Here is a 14,854-nt window from a genome sequence, read left to right as displayed (position 1 = left end):
CAACACCGCTGCCATCCCCGTCGTGGGCGAGTTCATTCGTGATGGCGCATCCGGCCATTCCCAGCCGGGTGTCTACTGGAGGTCTTTCGCGGCTGAAGCCGCTCCCACAGGAGATACCCTGCGGCCCCAGGCCCGCTTACCCACGCTTGCGCTGCCTGAACGCTGCGGGCGATTCGCCGAGGTGCTGGCGGAACACGCGGCTGAAGGAGGCCTGGCTCGGGTAGCCGACCTCCAGGGCGATGGCGCCGATGCTCATCGCCGTGCCCAGCAGCAACTGTTGCGCACGCTCCAGGCGCAGGCGCGTGACCAGGGCGCCGGGCGAGGTGCCGGCGAGCTGGGTGAAGCTGCGCATGAAGCTGGAGCGGGACATGTTCGCCTCGGCCGCCAGGGCCTCCACCGGCCACTCCCGCGAGAGGTCCGCCAGCAGCGCCAGCGCCGCCTTGCCCAGGCGCCGGTCACGCAGCAGAGCGAAGATTCCCGGCAATTCACGCTGCTCCTCCAGGTAGGCGCGCATCACCAGGGTGAAGAGGATCACCGACAGCCCATCGACCATCGCCTGGTTGGCCACCTCCTCGCCTTCGGCTTCCAGGCGCATCAGTTCCACCACGGCGGCCAGCCGGCCCTGCATGGCCTCCCCGGCCGGCACCACCAGCACATCCGGCAGTGCCTCCAGCAGGGTCGCACCCGGGCTGTAGTGGATGCGCCCGCAGAGCATCTCGAAGCCCTCCCCGCCCTGGCCGATGCGCAGCAGCGGGATGCGCCCGGGCTCTTGGTACGGCGGCGGCGGGGTGCGCACGCATCCCGTCTGGTCTGCCTGCAACAGGTGGGAGTCGCTACGCGGCAGCAGCAGGATCTCCCCCGCGCGCAGGCGTCGGGGCGGCTGGCCGGCGAGTTCCAGGCGGCACTCGCCGCGCAGCAGGATGTGGTAGCTGGCCTGGCCCGCCGGCAGGCGTGGGTGGTCCAGGGCCCAGTTGCCGTGCAGCTGGCAGCGCAGGTCCAGCACGCCACGCAGGTTGGCCAGGTCGATCAGGTGGTCGAATGCATGCATTGGGACGTTTCGGCAAAGGGATGGGCAGGAATGCAAAACGCCGGGAACGCGCCGGCGGGACACTCTCCTCACCGGCCGATCACCGGCCCCGTGCAAAACTAGGAGAAACCGCCATGCTGCTCAACTGGTCCGACTACGTTCCCGCCGTGAAAAAAGCCTTCGGCAAGCTCGGCAAGTCCCATCCCAAGATGCTCGCCGCCTACCAGGCCCTGGGCGCCGCCGCCAGCGATGGCGACGCGCTCGACGCCAAGACCCGTGAACTGATCGCCATGGCCGTGGCCGTCACCACCCGCTGCGACGGCTGCATCGGCGTGCACGCCGAGGCCGCACGCAAGGCCGGCGCCACCGAGGCCGAACTGGCCCAGGCCCTGGCCACCGCCATCTCGCTCAATGCCGGTGCCGCCTACATCTACTCGCTGCGTGCCCTGGAGGCTTTCGAGCAGACGGCCTGAGGCCGGTAGCTGAACGACGCCGGAGTCAGAGCAGCACGCCCTTGATCGGCTGCTCCGGCTCGGGCGCCGGCTCGTCCAGCAGCTCCAGCACCGTGATCTCGATGTTGCGGCACATGGCGTTCAGCGGCAGGTCGTTGGGCTGGGTGTCGAAGGGGTCGGATATCTGGTCGCCCAGGGCATCCAGGCCGAAGAAGGTGTACGCCAGCACGCAGACCGCGAAGGGCGTGAACCAGCCGATGGCGTCCACCAGGCAGAACGGCAGCAGGAAGCAGTACACGTGGACGATGCGGTGCAGCATGAGGATGTAGGGATAGGGAATGGGCGTGTTCTTGATGCGCTCGCAACCGCCCAGCACGTACGACAGCCGTGAGAGCTGCTCGTCGAGGGTGGCCTGGACCATCTCCCCCGCCCCCGCTTCGCGGCTCGCCGCCATCACCCGCTGGCCGATCAGGCCCAGCAGCACGCTGGGCACGTTGCCCTTGCCGGCCAGTTGCGCACGGGTGGGCTCGTCCAGCAGGCGCTGCATATCGGCACCGTCGCCACCGCCACGCAGGTGGTCGCGCAACGCATGGCTGAAAGCGGCCAGCGCATCCACCAGACGGCGGCGCTCGGTTGGCGCCATGGTCGGGGTCAGGCTCAGCAGCTGGCGGGTCAGGTTGCGGGTGACGATCAGCAGCTCGCCCCACAGCGTGCGCGCTTCCCAGAAGCGCTGGTAGGCCACGGTGTTCCTGAAGCCGAGGAAGATCGCCAGGGTCAGCCCCCAGAGGGTGAAGGGCGTGGCGGTGAGGATCACCTTGTAGTGATAGAGCGTGCCGTGGGTGGCCACCACCACCGAGCTGATCAGCACGGTGAACAGCACCTTGCGCCAGATGGCCGGGATGATCGACCCCTTGAGGGAGAACAGCAGGACCGGGATCGAAGGATTCTGGGGGCGCGTGATCATCGGATAGGGCTCGGCAGGTACGGCGGGGATGGGCGCAACTATAGAGCCTGGCGACCCCGTTTGGCCTGCGACGCACAGCAGCACCCGAGGTGCGGGCAACGCAAAGTGTACCGCTCCGGCCGTTCGCAACTGAGCATTGATCGGCATCGCTGTATAAAATTTAATACTGCGCTTCGGTACCGTGCCGATACAGCCTTGGAGGGCAAGAATGACTGCATCAGCAGCGAAGGAAGCCGTGGGCGAGCACTACAGCCTGGACGCCATGAAGTACGCGCAGAGCATGACCTGGCGCGCCATCGAACAGCTCTCGGAGCTGATTCGCCCCGGCATGCTGGAATCCGAGGCCACCGCCCTCGGCAAGCAGGTGCTCACCGACCTGGGCATGCAGCGCATCTGGCACCCGCTGCTGATCCGCTTCGGCGCCAATACCCTGAAGACCTTCAAGCAGCGCTCCGACGGCGACCTGCGACTCGGCGAGCACGACATCTATTTCATCGACCTGGGCGCGGTGTGGGACGGCCATGAAGGCGACGCCGGCGCCACCTTCACCACCGGCAATGACCCCGAGATGCTGGCCTGTGCCGCCGCCTGCAAGACCCTCTTCGACCAGGTCGAGCGCTACTGGCGCGAAGAACAGGTGGCCGGCCAGGAGCTGTACCGCTACGCCGCCGAACAGGCCGAGGCCATGGGCTGGGTGCTCAACCTCGACATCAAGGGCCACCGCGTCAGCGACTTCCCCCACGCCATCTACCGCGCGGGCGACCTGGGCGATTTCGCCGCTTGCCCCAACGTCGGCCTGTGGATCCTGGAAATCCAGCTGGCCCACCCGCAGCGGCCCTTCGGTGCGTTCTACGAGGACCTGTTGGCCTAGCACCGTTGGGCCTCGCTGCGCTCGGCGCCAACCTACGGCGCCGTGCCCAGCCCGAACCACGAAGCCAAGTGGGAATTCATTCGCGATGGAACACCCGGCCACTTGCAGCCGGGTGCCGGCGGCGGGTCCTTCGCGGCTGAAGCCGCTCCCACGGGAAAGCCGCTGCGAGGCCACACATCGCTGCGTTGGGCCTCGCTGCGCTCGGCGCCAACCTACGGCACCCTGCCCAACCCGCACCACGGCGCCGACCGGTGCGTAGGGTGGATGGCGCTCTTCTCATCCACCAAACGATCTCGCAGCCCACCTCGTGGGAGCGAGTTCATTCGCGATTAAGCCTCCGGCCACTCGCAGCCAAGTGCCGGCGGCAAGTCTTTCGCGGCTGAAGCCGCTCCCACAGGGAGCCCGCCGCGAGGCCGGGTTCTGTCGTTGGTCGACACCAAGCGAAGCCGCTGGAAAAGTCGACTAATCTGCATATTCGAAGACCGCGGCATTACGGAGCTACTCACCGGGAAGGAGGTTGAGCAACAATTCTCGCCGTCATGCGCCAGTGAAGTTCAGCATGGAAAACCTACTGTCTCTGCTTTCTGAAACCGTTCCCGACGCCAAGACCGTCGAGCAACTCACTCGTCCGTTGCTGACACTGCTCAGCAAGGTCACCGGGATGGAGTCCACCTACCTCACCACCATCGACCTCGATGCCGGCGTCCAGCGGGTGGAGTTCGCCCGCAACGCGGGGGATATGGAGATTCCCGAAGGGCTCGCCGTGCCCTGGGGAGACACCCTGTGCAAACGCGCGCTCGATGAGAACCGCCTTTATTCGGACGATGTCTCCGAATGCTGGGGGGACTCCGAGGCGGCCAAGGCGCTGGGCATCCGCACCTATGTCAGTGCTCCGCTGCGGGCCCGCGACGGTCGGCTGCTGGGCACCGTGTGCGCGGCCAGCGCCAGCCAGATGGCGCGCGCGCCGGAAGTGGAACCGACACTGTTGCTGATGTCCGGCCTGCTGAGCTTTTCCCTGGAGCGGGAAATCCTCGTGGAGCAGTTGCAAAGCACCAATGCGGAGTTGGCCCGGCTGGCCCTGACCGATGCACTGACGGGGCTCTACAACCGCCGCGCCATCCTCGCGGAGATTCCGCGCCTGCTGGCCCTGGCCCGGCGCGAGGAGCGCTACCTGCTGGTGGGGGTGGTGGACCTGGATGGCTTCAAGGCCATCAACGACGAACACGGCCACCAGTCCGGGGACCTGTTCCTCACCCAGGTGGCCACCAACCTGCAGAACGGCCTACGCACCAGCGACATGCTCGGCCGCACCGGTGGGGACGAGTTCATCGTCGTGGCCCTGGGCCCGCGTGGCGAGCAACAGGACCTGGCCAGCGAAATGAGCCGTGCCGCCACGCACCTGCAACAGCGTCTGGCCAGTGCCACCGTCGGGCACTACACCTTGAGCGGCGAGAACAGCATCGACTACTGCGGTGCCAGCGCCGGCGTGGTGGCCCTGCTGCCCGAGGGCGTCGACGCGGAGGAAGCGATCAAGCGCGCCGACCGCGAGATGTACCGCATCAAACAGGAACGCAAGCGCAACGCCGCCACCATGCACTGAGCCTGGGCGCCCGTCGGTGGGCGCTCAGATCTTCGGGCCGATATGCCGGCGCAGCACCGCCAGTTCGATGAACTCCGGCGCCTGCACGGCATTGGCGCTCAGCCCGGTGGCGGCTTCGCGCTTGGCCGCGCGAACCAGCTTTTCGCGGTCCAGCCCCGCGTCCACGGCGGCAGCCAGCACGGCCTCCAGGGCCACCCAGAGGGCGTCGTTCACGGCGGTGTGGCGAATGTCTTCCATCAGTCTCGTCCTTCTGCAAGAGAGGGAAAGGGTAGACCAGTCGGGCAACCCCGCTCCCCCGCCTTGCCGCCGGCCGTCGCGGCTGCTTTTCTTCTCACGTTTCAGGCGCAGATGGACTGAACGCCTGGCCGACTTCGCCGCTCATAGTTGTTGACCAGCCCACGCGCGGAACCTGACCCACGACATGGAATCGCCTCAAGACACCCCCCGCGAGAATGCCCTGCCGGCCACCCCCGGCTTCCTGCGCAACGGCGGCGAGATCGCTGCGCTGCTGCAACACGGCCACTGCAAGGACTCACCGCTCGGCCCGCCCGAAGACTGGACCCCGGCGCTGAAGACGCTGATGGCCATGGTGCTGCCGGCCAAGGCGCAGATCGTGCTGTTCTGGGGCCCTGACTACGTGGCGCTGTACAACGACGCCTACGCGCCGAGCATCGGCACCAAGCACCCACGGGCCCTGGGCCGCCCGGCGCAGGAAAACTGGAGCGAGCTCTGGGACGACCTCGAACCCCTGTTGCGCGGCGTGCGGGAGACCGGCGAGACCTTTCACGCCAAGGACCGCCCCTTCTACATCGAGCGCCACGGCCACGGCGAGACCGTGTACTTCGACGTCTCCTACTCGGCGGTGCGCGAGGAGGATGGCGCGGTGGGCGGCGTGCTGTGCATCGTCAACGAGACCACCGAACGGGTGCGCTTCGAGCACCGCCAGGCCTTCCTCCTCGAACTGGGCCGCACCCTGCCCTCGATCACCGATCCCGAGCGCATCGCCATCCTCACCGCGCGCCGCCTCGGCGAAGAGCTGGGCGCAGCGCGGGTGCTGTTCGGCGAGGACAACGGCGACGGGCAGACCTTCAGCGTGCGCCATGAATACCTCCGCGACGCCCGCTCCGCCGCCGGCCACCACCGCTACCGCAATTTCGGCGCCCACCTGCTGGCCTCGCTGCAGGCGGGCGAAAGCGTCGCGCGCGACGACCTCCACCAGGACTCCGGCCTGGGCCCCGGCGAAAGGGCACTGGCCCACGAGCTTGGCCTGGCCGCCACGCTCCACGTACCGGTGCTGCGCCATGAGCAACTGGAGGCGATGCTGGTCATCCACCACGCGCACCCCCATGTGTTTTCCGAACAGGAACGCCGGCTGGTGGAAGAAACCGCCAAGCTGGCCTGGATGCTGATCAGCCACGCTCGTGCCGAACGCGCCCTGCACGCCAGCTCGGCGCAGATATCGGCCATGTTCGACCAGGCCAGCGCCGGCATTGCCGTGTACGACCGCACGTGGCACTTCACCCTGGTCAACGACCGCTATTGCCAGATCGTCGGCCGCCCGCGCGAAGCCCTGCTCGGCCTGAGCCTGCAGGAAATCGCCCACCCGGAAAGCCCCTCCGCGCACCTGCACCTGCACCCCCTCGACGCCGACTCGCCCTTCGAGATGACCGAGCGCTACACCCGCCCCGACGGCGAACCGGCCTGGGTGCACAGCCAGATCACCCCCCTGGTGGATGAGCAGGGCAGCGTCAACAGCATGCTCTGCGTGTGCATGGACATCAGCTCGCGCATCCAGGCCGAGGCGCAGCTGCGGGAGCTGAACGAGGGCCTGGAGGCCCGCGTCACGGCCATGGTCGCGCAGCGCGAAACGGCGCTGGCGCAACTGCACGAAGCCCGCAAGATGGAAACCATCGGCCAGCTCACGGGCGGCATCGCCCACGACTTCAACAACCTGCTGACACCGATCATGGCCTCGCTGGAACTGGTGCGCCGGCGCGTGGATGACGAGCGCAGTCGCACCCTCATCGACAGCGCCCTGCAGGCCTCCGACCGCGCGCGGGTGCTGGTGGCCCGGCTGCTGACCTTCGCCCGCCGGCAGACGCTCAACCCCCGGGCGGTGGCCCTGAGCGTGCTGGTCAACGACATGCGCGAACTCATCGAGCGCTCGCTGGGGCCGATGATAGACGTCGAGGTGAACATCCCCGGCCGCCTGCCGGCCGTGGTGGTCGACCCGCACCAGCTCGAACTGGCCATCCTCAACCTCGCGGTCAACGCCCGCGACGCCATGGAGGGCCGTGGCCAGCTGACCCTCGCCGCAGCGCTGGACACCGTGCCCGCCGGCCGGGTGTCGGGCCTCGCCGAGGGCCGCTACGTCAGCCTGAGCGTCAGCGATACCGGCAGCGGCATGGACGAAGTCACCCTCGACCGCTGCCTGGAGCCCTTCTTCACCACCAAGGGCGTGGGCAAGGGCACTGGGCTCGGCCTGTCGATGGTGCAGGGGCTGGCCGCGCAATCCGGTGGCGGTATCACGATCGGCTCCGAAGCCGGCAAGGGCACACGGGTGACCTTGTGGCTGCCCATCAGCGCCGAGCAGAGCAGCCACGAGACGCCCCTCGCCGACGCCGCGCCAGCGCCACAGAAACCCACCCATGTGCTGCTGGTGGACGACGAGGAGATGGTCCGCCAGACCGTCGCCCTGCAACTGCAGGACCTAGGCTACCAGGTGACCGAAGCCGATTCGGCCAGCGCCGCGTTGCGCATCATCGAACAGGGCCCGCTGCCGGATGTGCTGGTCACCGACCACATCATGGTCGACCAGACCGGCGCCCAGCTCGTCGAGGAATTGCGCCAGCGCAAGATCGCCCTGCCGGCACTGATCATCACCGGCTTCGCCACCCTCACCTCGGCGCAACTCCAGGGTACCGAGGTGCTGAGCAAACCCTTCCGCCGCGCGGAGCTGGCCGAGCGCCTCGCCCGGCTGGTGGAGGCGGCCGGCTGACCCCGGCCCCTTGCCCTCCTCCGCTTCGCTCCCTATCCTGCGCCGGTCGCGGTCAATCCCGCGGCCGGGTTTGACGACCCGAACATACTGGCGCGAATGCGTAGCCAAGGCGCATGCGAAAAACGGCGGACGTTTTTTGCAGGCATCGGCGCGCATGCAGTTTTTAGCTGCTCTGCTCTATGGCAGATCGCGCAGGGAGACCCTCGCGGGTCTGCCGGTTTCCAGTATGCCGGTTCGTCAACCCTGCGCGGTCTGCCACCCTAATGTTTGACGACGTTGGTGGCAGTCTTCCAACTCATACTGGAGCTCCACCATGCATGACGCATCCATCCCCATCGTTTTCCAACGCCACAACCACCAGTTGCGCATCGTGATGGTCGACAACCAGCCTTGGTTCGTCGCCCACGATTTCGCCCGCCTGATCGGCGCCCTGCGCCCCTACCGCATGACCCGCCTGGTGGACCCGCACCAGCGCCGTGTCGTGGTGCTGCGCCACGCCAGCGGTGGCCGCGAGGAGGTGCTGGCCATCAGCGAGGCCGGTGCCTATCGCCTGCTGTATCGCTTCAACCACCCCGAGCATCGCGGCATCAGCCGCTGGCTCAGCGAAGAGGTGGTACCCACCCTGTATGACCAGTACCGCGATGACGAGGCCACGCCACGGCGGGCCTACATGGTGTGGGCCGAACACCCGGTGAACGCCTTGAAGTGGCAGGGCGAACTGTGGATCGCCCGGGGCGACCTGCCGGTGTTCCTCGCCGCCCACGATGACCCCGCACTGAGCGATGAACCGAGCTGGAAGCGCCTGCGCTGACGGCAGGGGCGCACCCGGGCTATGCCTGCAGGTGGGAGAAAAATGGCTCTGTCTGCGTTCGCTGTTGTGAATTCAATGAAAAGGCTCAAGAACAGTGCTTGAAGCGTCTTTCTGGATTCCTGGAACGCCCAGCCATGGGTTTCGCTTCGCTCTACACCATCCTACGAAAGCCGCCAGCCGCGGCGCATACGCGGTGGTGATGCGCACATCCAGGCATAGCCAAAAAAAATCCACCTGGGCCAAGTGAAAACCCGGGTGGATGAAGAGGTGAAGGTCACACCTTTAGTGGGAGGGCGGGCCGGCTCGATAGGTTCAGGCTACTTGCTGTGCTCCGGCGACGACGGCCCCTCCACCACGCCCCGTGGCCCGGCGATGCCCCAGTAGACCAGGCCGAGTATGGGGAACAGCGAGATGCCCAGGGCCCAGAGCGCCTTGGTGCCCACGCTCTTGTCGCTGCGGAAGACGCTGATGATGGCCCAGATATCGAGCAGGATCAGGATCGCCGCCATGGCGATCCAGAAATAGGAAAAGGGTGCGGACATGATTGTCTCCTCCGCTGGTGGCGATGACGGGGAGCCGCCGCACACAGCGCTCCCCCTTGCAACATTGGAAGAGCCTGCCACCCCACAGGTTCAGGGAATCGAGCCCTGAAAAGCCACCAGGGTGGGCCTTCGCCACCGCGTGAACATCACCGCGCCATCGCCGAGTCATCACGAAAACCGTTTGTCGATCAATCGCTTAGCGAAGCGCGAGGCGAGGCGAACAATTCCGCCGGGCTCCGTTCAGAGTTCAGGTAGGGCCAATCCCGGCCTGCCTGAAAGGAGCACCATCATGAGCAACAAGAACCCCGGCAACTTCAGCAACGACCGTGAAAAAGCCTCCGAAGCCGGCCGCAAGGGTGGCCAGAGCAGCGGCGGCAACAACTTCGCCAATGACCGCGAGAAAGCCTCCGAAGCGGGCCGCAAAGGCGGCCAGAGCAGCGGTGGCAACCGTAACGCGTAAGTCGTAGTACGCAGCCCGGGCTTCGCTCAGGCGAAGCCGGGGCTGGACCTCAATCCGCCTCGCCACCTTCCAGGCCCATCTGCCGCCGCAACGCATCCACCAGGTCCGCCAGGGCCTGCCGTCCGCTCCGCCCCTCGCCTCTCCTGCGCTGATAGAACCCAAGCTGGAACTCCGCCCCGCTGCCCACCTCGGCCAACCATCGCGCCCGGCTCAGCGCCGCCTCGTCGCCCACGGCCCGCGCCTGTTCGCCGACCTGCCCGAGCACCGACTCCAGCCAGGCCCCGAAACCGGTGACGACACGCGTGTGCGGGTCGACGAAGCGCCCGTGGCGGCCATGGCGCATGGCCTGCCAATGGTTCTCACGGGTGATCAGGCGCGTCAGCGGGTCGCTCACCCAATGGGGCTCGTCGCCCTGGGAGGCGACCGCCACCATGGCGCGGAACAGCCCGGCGATGCACAGCACGTCATCCAGCCGCGGGCAGGCATCGGCGATGCGCAGCTCCAGCGTGGGGAAGCGCGCGGAAGGCCGCAGCGCCCACCAGACATCGGCCTCGGTGCGGATCAGCCCGGAGCCCAGGAGCAACCGCCGGTAATCGTCATAGGCCGCCTCGTCGGTGAAGTGATCGGGTATGCCCATGCGCGGCCATTCCCCGCAGGCCGCCTGGCGATAGCTCAGCAACCCGGATGGGCGCCCCTCCCAGAACGGCGAGGAGGCGCTGAGCACCAGCAGCAAGGGCAGCCAGGGCGTGACCCGGTTCATCACCCGGATGCGGTCCAGCCCCTCGGCGATACCCACGTGCACGTGCAGGCCGGACACCACGCTGCGCCTGGCCACCAGTTGATGATCGTCGAACAGTTGCTGGTAACGGGCCGGCGCGCTGCTCCTCTGCTGGCGCCAGCCGCCCAGGGGATGGGTGCCCACCGCGAGGATACCCAGCCCGTGCGGGCGCCCCAGCGCGTCGAGCGTGGCGCGTACACCAGCCAGGCAGTCGCGGGCCTCGTCCAGGCGGTACAGCACCGGTGTGGCGATCTCGATCTGGGTGGTGAACATCTCGGTCGCCAGCCGCTCGCCCAGCGCTTCCCGGCAGGCGTCGACGTAGCGTTGCACCGAGCGCCGGGCCAGCCCGCGCGTCGCGAGGTCGGTGATGAAGTACTCCTCTTCTATCCCGAAGCCACCCGGCGAATCGGTTGCCATCAGCATTCTCCTTCAGTGATGCATCCCAAGAGGACGCCCGTCGCCCCTGCCCGGTTCCAGTCGTTTCGCCTGGCGAATTAAGTCGGAATCTTTTCCGGCCTGGCCCCCTCACAACCAAGAGGTGCAAAAGCGCCCGTACGAGAGCAGCGAAGCGCCCGCTTCGCGAGGTCCTGCCCGTTCCGGAGAAACTGCCGATGTCCGTTCTCAGCCCAGTCGATACCACCCAGGCCGATGTGCCCCTGGCCATGGCCCCGCTCGGCCCCGCCCAGCGCCTGTATCAGGAGCTGCTGCAACAGCCTGCGGACAACCTGGACGATGCGCGGGCCTTCCTTCACGAACAACTGCGGCAGGCCGCCGCGCTGCCTTGCGACCTGCCGAGCGAGCCCGCCGACCTGGCGGCCTGGTCCCGCCGCAACGCCGCCCAGGTCACCCACCAATACGCGGCTTACCTGGAAGAGCGCCGCAACGGTGCGGGCCGCCGCTACTTCGGCGACCGCGCCCATGCGCTGTACTTCCTCCGTGGCGTAGCGCCCACCAAGCTGGTGGATGGCGCCTGGCTCCATGGCACCCTGCGCCACTGGCGCGACACCCGCTTCACCCCGCTGGTGCGCACCTTTCTCGAGGAGCTGGGCGATGGCGTGGCCGCGCAGAACCATGTGCTGCTGTACCGCCGCCTGCTCGCCAGCCACGGCTGCGACGACCTCACCGGGCTGGGCGATGCGCACTACCTGCAGGGCGCCACCCAGCTCGCGCTCGGCGCCCTGGCCGAGGAGTTCCTGCCCGAGGTCATCGGCTACAACCTGGGCTACGAACAGCTGCCGCTGCACCTGTTGATCAGTGCCTTCGAGCTCGACGAGCTGGACATCGACCCGTACTACTTCCAGCTCCACGTGACCATCGACAACAGCGCCACCGGCCATGCGCACAGGGCCGTGCAGGCGGTGCTGGGCAACCACCCGCTGGTGGCCGACGCCGAGGACTTCTACCGCCGCGTCAGCCTCGGCTATCGCCTCAACGACCTGGGCCTGGGCTCCCGCGCGGTGATCGCCGACTTCGACCTGGAGCGCGAGCTGCTGGAGATGTTCGAGCGCAAGCGCAGCGTCGCCGGGCAGGTGCACTCCGACTACTGCCGCATCGAAGGGCGCACCGTCAACCAGTGGCTCGCCGCCGACGAAGGCATCGCCGGCTTCCTCTCGGCGCTGCAACGCCGGGGCTGGATACGCCGCCACCACGACCCCGCCGAGAGCCGCTTCTGGCAGCTGGTGCAAGGTGAGCGCGCGGCGATGTTCGGCGTGTTCTCGCTCTACGAGCAGCAACTGCTGCATGACTGGATCGCCGGCACCTGGGAGCGCCCCGGCACGGGCGCGCTGTCCCTCAATGGCGTGTTCCGCAGCCGCCACCGGCAGCCGCACCTGCCCTCCCAGGAGCGCCAGCGCCCCTCGCTGCAACCCCGGGAAAACCCCGAGCAGCGCCAACTGCTGGACGAGCTGCAGCGGCTCGACGAAGCCCGTTACGAAGCGCGGCTGATCGAGCTGCAGGGCCCCGCCACCCACTGGACGCCGGCCGGGCTGCTCGCCACCCGGCTGTTCTCCGAACTGACCCGCTGAGGAGCGCACCTTGTATTACCCCCTGGATCACCTCGGCGTGGCGGCCGACCACCCGCTGCTGCGCCTGGGCCAGTTGCTGGCCAAGCGCGGCTACCGCTTCACCACCATCACCCCGCTGTCGCACCAGCGCGTCAATGCGCGGCCGGGCAACCGGGAAGCGCGCACCCTGGAGGACGTCTTCGGCTGGAGCCGCCCCTTCCGGGAGTCGCTGGTGGGCGATGAGCTGTTCGCCTTGCTGCGCGACGCGGACGCTCTGGAAGCCCAGGGCGAGCTGTGGTCCAGCCGCGTCCGCTGGTCCAGCCTCGACGGCCACCTGTTCGTGCATTCGCGCTACCCGACCACCGACGCCGACGCGGTGTTCTTCGGCCCCGATACCTACCGCTTCGCCCAGGCCCTGCACCAGCACCTGGCGGGCGAAACGCGCACCGCCCTGCGGATCGCCGACATCGGCTGCGGCGCCGGCCCGGGCGCCCTGCTGGCGGCATTGGCCAAGCCCCAGGCGGAGGTCCTGGCCCTGGACATCAACGACCGCGCGCTGACCTGCACCGCCGTCAATGCGCGGCTGGCCGGCGCGGCGAACCTGATCCCGCGGCACAGCGACCTGCTGCACCAGGTGGACGGGGCGCTCGACCTGATCATCGCCAACCCGCCCTACATGCTGGACCCGGCGGAGCGCGCCTATCGCCACGGCGGCGGCGAGCATGGCGCCGGACTCTCGCAGGCGATCATCGAGGCCGCGCTGGAACGCCTCGCCCCCGGCGGCTCGCTGCTGCTGTACACGGGGGTGGCGATGTTCGGTGGCCGCGACCCGTTTCGCGACAGTTTCCAGCCGCTGCTCGACGCCCATGCCTGGCCGTGGCGCTACCGGGAAATGGACCCGGACGTGTTCGGCGAGGAACTGGACAACCCCCTTTATGCCCAGGCCGACCGCATCGCTGCGGTGGTGCTGGAGCTGACGCGCCCGGCCAATGGCTGAGTGCCCCACGACGAGGACCACGCCATGCACAAGGACGAAGACGATCCCATCAACGACCCCGGCAACGAAGACCCCGGCTCCGCCGTCGAGCGGCGGCCCGAGGACGATGCCGAGGTGCACCCGGACGACCCGAACATTCAGGGCGACGACGGCTCGGAGGACCCGCAATGACGCCCGCCCCGGTACCGCCCGAGCAGGCTGCCGAGGGCCGGACGCGCATCATCACCTGTGAGAAGGACCAGCAGTTCCACATCGGCAACGATGTGGTGATCACCATCACCGAGATCCGCGGCTTCTCGGTGAAGATGGCCATCGGCGCGCCGCGCTCCGTACCGGTGCACCGCGAGGAAATCTACCGGCGCATCCAGCAGGCGCTGGAAGCCGAGCAGCGCAAGGCCACGGGCGCCCGCGAACCCTGACGGGCGAACCGCAGCGGGCGCCCTGGACTCAGGCGGGCACTTCGACCTGCACGGGCAGGTGTTCGTTGGCCGCGGGTTCGGCAGCCTTCGCCGCGCGCTTGTGGCCATGGAGGTTCTCGAAACAGAAGTTGGTCGCCTCTACGTACCCTTCCGCCGAGCCACAGTCGAAGCGCCGCCCCTTGAAGCGGTAGGCCAGCACGCACCCCTGCCGGGCCTGCTCCATGAGCGCGTCGGTGATCTGGATTTCGCCGCCCTTGCCCGGTGCAGTGCGCTCGATGTGTTCGAAGATGTCCGGCGTGAGGATGTAGCGGCCGATAATGGCCAGGTTGGAGGGCGCATCCTCCGGTTTGGGTTTCTCCACCATGCGCTCGACCCGCACCAGGTCGTCGCGCAGGGCATCGCCGACGATGATGCCGTACTTGCCGGTCTCCTCCCAGGGCACCTCTTCGATGGCGACGATGGAGCAGCGGAACTTGTTGTACAGCTGGACCATCTGCGCGAGCACGCCATCACCGCCAGGGTTGAGGCACAGGTCGTCGGCCAGGACCACGGCGAAGGCCTCATCACCGATCAGTGGGCGGCCGCAGAGGATGGCGTGGCCCAGCCCCTTCATTTCCACCTGGCGGGTATAGGAGAAGGTGCATTCACTGATCAGCCGGCGAATGCCGCCCAGGGCCCGCTCCTTGTCGGTGTTGCTGATCTGCTGCTCCAGCTCGTAGCTGATGTCGAAGTGGTCCTCCAGCGAGCGCTTGCCGCGCCCGGTGACCATGGCGATCTGGTGCAGCCCAGCCGCCAGCGCCTCCTCGACGCCGTACTGGATCAGCGGCGTGTCCACCACCGGGAGCATCTCCTTGGGCATCGACTTGGTGGCGGGCAGAAAGCGCGTGCCATAGCCGGCGGCGGGGAACAGGCATTTCCTGATCATCGGGGCA

At 67.8% G+C, this 14,854-nt stretch carries 15 protein-coding genes and 1 pseudogene; 10 read left to right on the top strand and 6 right to left on the bottom strand.

The window, feature by feature from the left end:
- Positions 1–136: 136 nt before the first annotated feature.
- The gene (locus tag RTW82_RS18230; RefSeq protein WP_316925942.1) at positions 137–1,048 is read right to left on the bottom strand and encodes an AraC family transcriptional regulator; all 912 of its coding nucleotides are present in this window, start codon (positions 1,046–1,048) and stop codon (positions 137–139) included.
- Positions 1,049–1,161: 113 nt separating this feature from the next.
- On the opposite strand from RTW82_RS18230, the gene RTW82_RS18225 reads away from it, so the two are divergent.
- The gene (locus RTW82_RS18225) at positions 1,162–1,500 is read left to right on the top strand and encodes a carboxymuconolactone decarboxylase family protein (protein ID WP_316925941.1); all 339 of its coding nucleotides are present in this window, start codon (positions 1,162–1,164) and stop codon (positions 1,498–1,500) included.
- A gap of 25 nt (positions 1,501–1,525) precedes the next feature.
- Here the strand turns inward: RTW82_RS18225 and RTW82_RS18220 are convergent, their stop codons facing one another.
- The gene (locus RTW82_RS18220) at positions 1,526–2,443 is read right to left on the bottom strand and encodes a bestrophin family protein (RefSeq protein ID WP_316925940.1); all 918 of its coding nucleotides are present in this window, start codon (positions 2,441–2,443) and stop codon (positions 1,526–1,528) included.
- A gap of 208 nt (positions 2,444–2,651) precedes the next feature.
- Between RTW82_RS18220 and RTW82_RS18215 the strand changes: the two genes are divergently transcribed.
- Both RTW82_RS18215 and RTW82_RS18210 read left to right on the top strand, forming a co-directional pair.
- A complete protein-coding gene (locus RTW82_RS18215; protein WP_316925939.1) occupies positions 2,652–3,314 on the top strand; it encodes a M24 family metallopeptidase in 663 nt (220 codons plus the stop codon).
- A gap of 559 nt (positions 3,315–3,873) precedes the next feature.
- On the top strand, positions 3,874–4,914 hold the full coding sequence (locus RTW82_RS18210) for a sensor domain-containing diguanylate cyclase (RefSeq protein ID WP_316925938.1): 1,041 nt from the start codon (positions 3,874–3,876) through the stop codon (positions 4,912–4,914).
- 24 nt (positions 4,915–4,938) lie between these two features.
- Here RTW82_RS18210 and RTW82_RS18205 read toward each other — a convergent pair whose 3' ends face one another.
- Entirely contained in the window at positions 4,939–5,151 is a 213-nt protein-coding gene (locus RTW82_RS18205) for a hypothetical protein (protein WP_316925937.1), read from the bottom strand.
- Positions 5,152–5,335: 184 nt separating this feature from the next.
- Here RTW82_RS18205 and RTW82_RS18200 point away from each other — a divergent pair, with 184 nt between their 5' ends.
- Together RTW82_RS18200 and RTW82_RS18195 are read left to right on the top strand one after the other, a co-directional pair.
- Positions 5,336–7,912 (top strand): PAS domain S-box protein, encoded by a 2,577-nt coding sequence (locus RTW82_RS18200; RefSeq protein WP_316925936.1) that lies wholly within the window; start codon positions 5,336–5,338, stop codon positions 7,910–7,912.
- A gap of 313 nt (positions 7,913–8,225) precedes the next feature.
- Positions 8,226–8,723, top strand: a complete 498-nt coding sequence (locus RTW82_RS18195; protein WP_316925935.1) for a Bro-N domain-containing protein — start codon at positions 8,226–8,228, stop codon at positions 8,721–8,723.
- A 317-nt stretch (positions 8,724–9,040) separates the two neighbouring features.
- On the opposite strand, the gene RTW82_RS18190 is transcribed toward RTW82_RS18195, so the two are convergent.
- Positions 9,041–9,265 carry a PLD nuclease N-terminal domain-containing protein gene (locus tag RTW82_RS18190; RefSeq protein ID WP_316925934.1) on the bottom strand — a complete coding sequence of 75 codons (225 nt, stop codon included), beginning with the start codon at positions 9,263–9,265 and terminating at the stop codon, positions 9,041–9,043.
- A 304-nt stretch (positions 9,266–9,569) separates the two neighbouring features.
- Between RTW82_RS18190 and RTW82_RS18185 the strand changes: the two are divergent.
- Positions 9,570–9,725, top strand: a pseudogene (locus RTW82_RS18185) (general stress protein); the annotation flags it as partial.
- Between the two features lie 49 nt (positions 9,726–9,774).
- Here the strand turns inward: RTW82_RS18185 and RTW82_RS18180 are convergent.
- Positions 9,775–10,920 (bottom strand): carboxylate-amine ligase, encoded by a 1,146-nt coding sequence (locus tag RTW82_RS18180; protein ID WP_316925933.1) that lies wholly within the window; start codon positions 10,918–10,920, stop codon positions 9,775–9,777.
- A gap of 194 nt (positions 10,921–11,114) precedes the next feature.
- On the opposite strand from RTW82_RS18180, the gene RTW82_RS18175 reads away from it, so the two are divergent.
- Genes RTW82_RS18175 through RTW82_RS18160 form a run of 4 tightly spaced genes read left to right on the top strand, consistent with a single transcriptional unit; the run spans position 11,115 to position 13,922 of the window.
- Positions 11,115–12,527 (top strand): iron-containing redox enzyme family protein, encoded by a 1,413-nt coding sequence (locus RTW82_RS18175; protein ID WP_316925932.1) that lies wholly within the window; start codon positions 11,115–11,117, stop codon positions 12,525–12,527.
- A 10-nt stretch (positions 12,528–12,537) separates the two neighbouring features.
- Complete coding sequence (locus tag RTW82_RS18170; RefSeq protein ID WP_316925931.1) at positions 12,538–13,503, top strand: class I SAM-dependent methyltransferase; 966 nt, start codon at positions 12,538–12,540, stop codon at positions 13,501–13,503.
- Positions 13,504–13,527: 24 nt separating this feature from the next.
- Positions 13,528–13,674: a hypothetical protein gene (locus tag RTW82_RS18165; protein WP_316925930.1), complete on the top strand. Its 147-nt coding sequence runs from the start codon at positions 13,528–13,530 to the stop codon at positions 13,672–13,674.
- A complete protein-coding gene (locus RTW82_RS18160) occupies positions 13,671–13,922 on the top strand; it encodes a carbon storage regulator (RefSeq protein ID WP_184490186.1) in 252 nt (83 codons plus the stop codon). The genes RTW82_RS18165 and RTW82_RS18160 overlap by 4 nt, the downstream gene beginning before the upstream one ends.
- A 28-nt stretch (positions 13,923–13,950) precedes the next feature.
- Here the strand turns inward: RTW82_RS18160 and galU are convergent, their stop codons facing one another.
- Positions 13,951–14,847, bottom strand: a complete 897-nt coding sequence (gene galU / locus RTW82_RS18155) for a UTP--glucose-1-phosphate uridylyltransferase GalU (RefSeq protein ID WP_316925929.1) — start codon at positions 14,845–14,847, stop codon at positions 13,951–13,953.
- Positions 14,848–14,854: the final 7 nt, after the last annotated feature.

The sequence above is a fragment of the Pseudomonas sp. zfem005 genome, assembly GCF_032621735.1.
Lineage (GTDB): Bacteria > Pseudomonadota > Gammaproteobacteria > Pseudomonadales > Pseudomonadaceae > Metapseudomonas > Metapseudomonas solani.
This window is presented reverse-complemented; position numbering and strand designations above follow the sequence as displayed.

Excerpts from the sequence above, each read along its gene's own strand:
- RTW82_RS18230 (WP_316925942.1), bottom strand. The coding sequence starts at position 1,048 with ATGCATGCATTCGACCACCTGATCGACCTGGCCAACCTGCGTGGCGTG.
- RTW82_RS18225 (WP_316925941.1), top strand. The coding sequence starts at position 1,162 with ATGCTGCTCAACTGGTCCGACTACGTTCCCGCCGTGAAAAAAGCCTTC.
- RTW82_RS18220 (WP_316925940.1), bottom strand. The coding sequence starts at position 2,443 with ATGATCACGCGCCCCCAGAATCCTTCGATCCCGGTCCTGCTGTTCTCC.
- RTW82_RS18215 (WP_316925939.1), top strand. The coding sequence starts at position 2,652 with ATGACTGCATCAGCAGCGAAGGAAGCCGTGGGCGAGCACTACAGCCTG.
- RTW82_RS18210 (WP_316925938.1), top strand. The coding sequence starts at position 3,874 with ATGGAAAACCTACTGTCTCTGCTTTCTGAAACCGTTCCCGACGCCAAG.
- RTW82_RS18205 (WP_316925937.1), bottom strand. The coding sequence starts at position 5,151 with ATGGAAGACATTCGCCACACCGCCGTGAACGACGCCCTCTGGGTGGCC.
- RTW82_RS18200 (WP_316925936.1), top strand. The coding sequence starts at position 5,336 with ATGGAATCGCCTCAAGACACCCCCCGCGAGAATGCCCTGCCGGCCACC.
- RTW82_RS18195 (WP_316925935.1), top strand. The coding sequence starts at position 8,226 with ATGCATGACGCATCCATCCCCATCGTTTTCCAACGCCACAACCACCAG.
- RTW82_RS18190 (WP_316925934.1), bottom strand. The coding sequence starts at position 9,265 with ATGTCCGCACCCTTTTCCTATTTCTGGATCGCCATGGCGGCGATCCTG.
- RTW82_RS18180 (WP_316925933.1), bottom strand. The coding sequence starts at position 10,920 with ATGGCAACCGATTCGCCGGGTGGCTTCGGGATAGAAGAGGAGTACTTC.
- RTW82_RS18175 (WP_316925932.1), top strand. The coding sequence starts at position 11,115 with ATGTCCGTTCTCAGCCCAGTCGATACCACCCAGGCCGATGTGCCCCTG.
- RTW82_RS18165 (WP_316925930.1), top strand. The coding sequence starts at position 13,528 with ATGCACAAGGACGAAGACGATCCCATCAACGACCCCGGCAACGAAGAC.
- RTW82_RS18160 (WP_184490186.1), top strand. The coding sequence starts at position 13,671 with ATGACGCCCGCCCCGGTACCGCCCGAGCAGGCTGCCGAGGGCCGGACG.
- galU (WP_316925929.1), bottom strand. The coding sequence starts at position 14,847 with ATGATCAGGAAATGCCTGTTCCCCGCCGCCGGCTATGGCACGCGCTTT.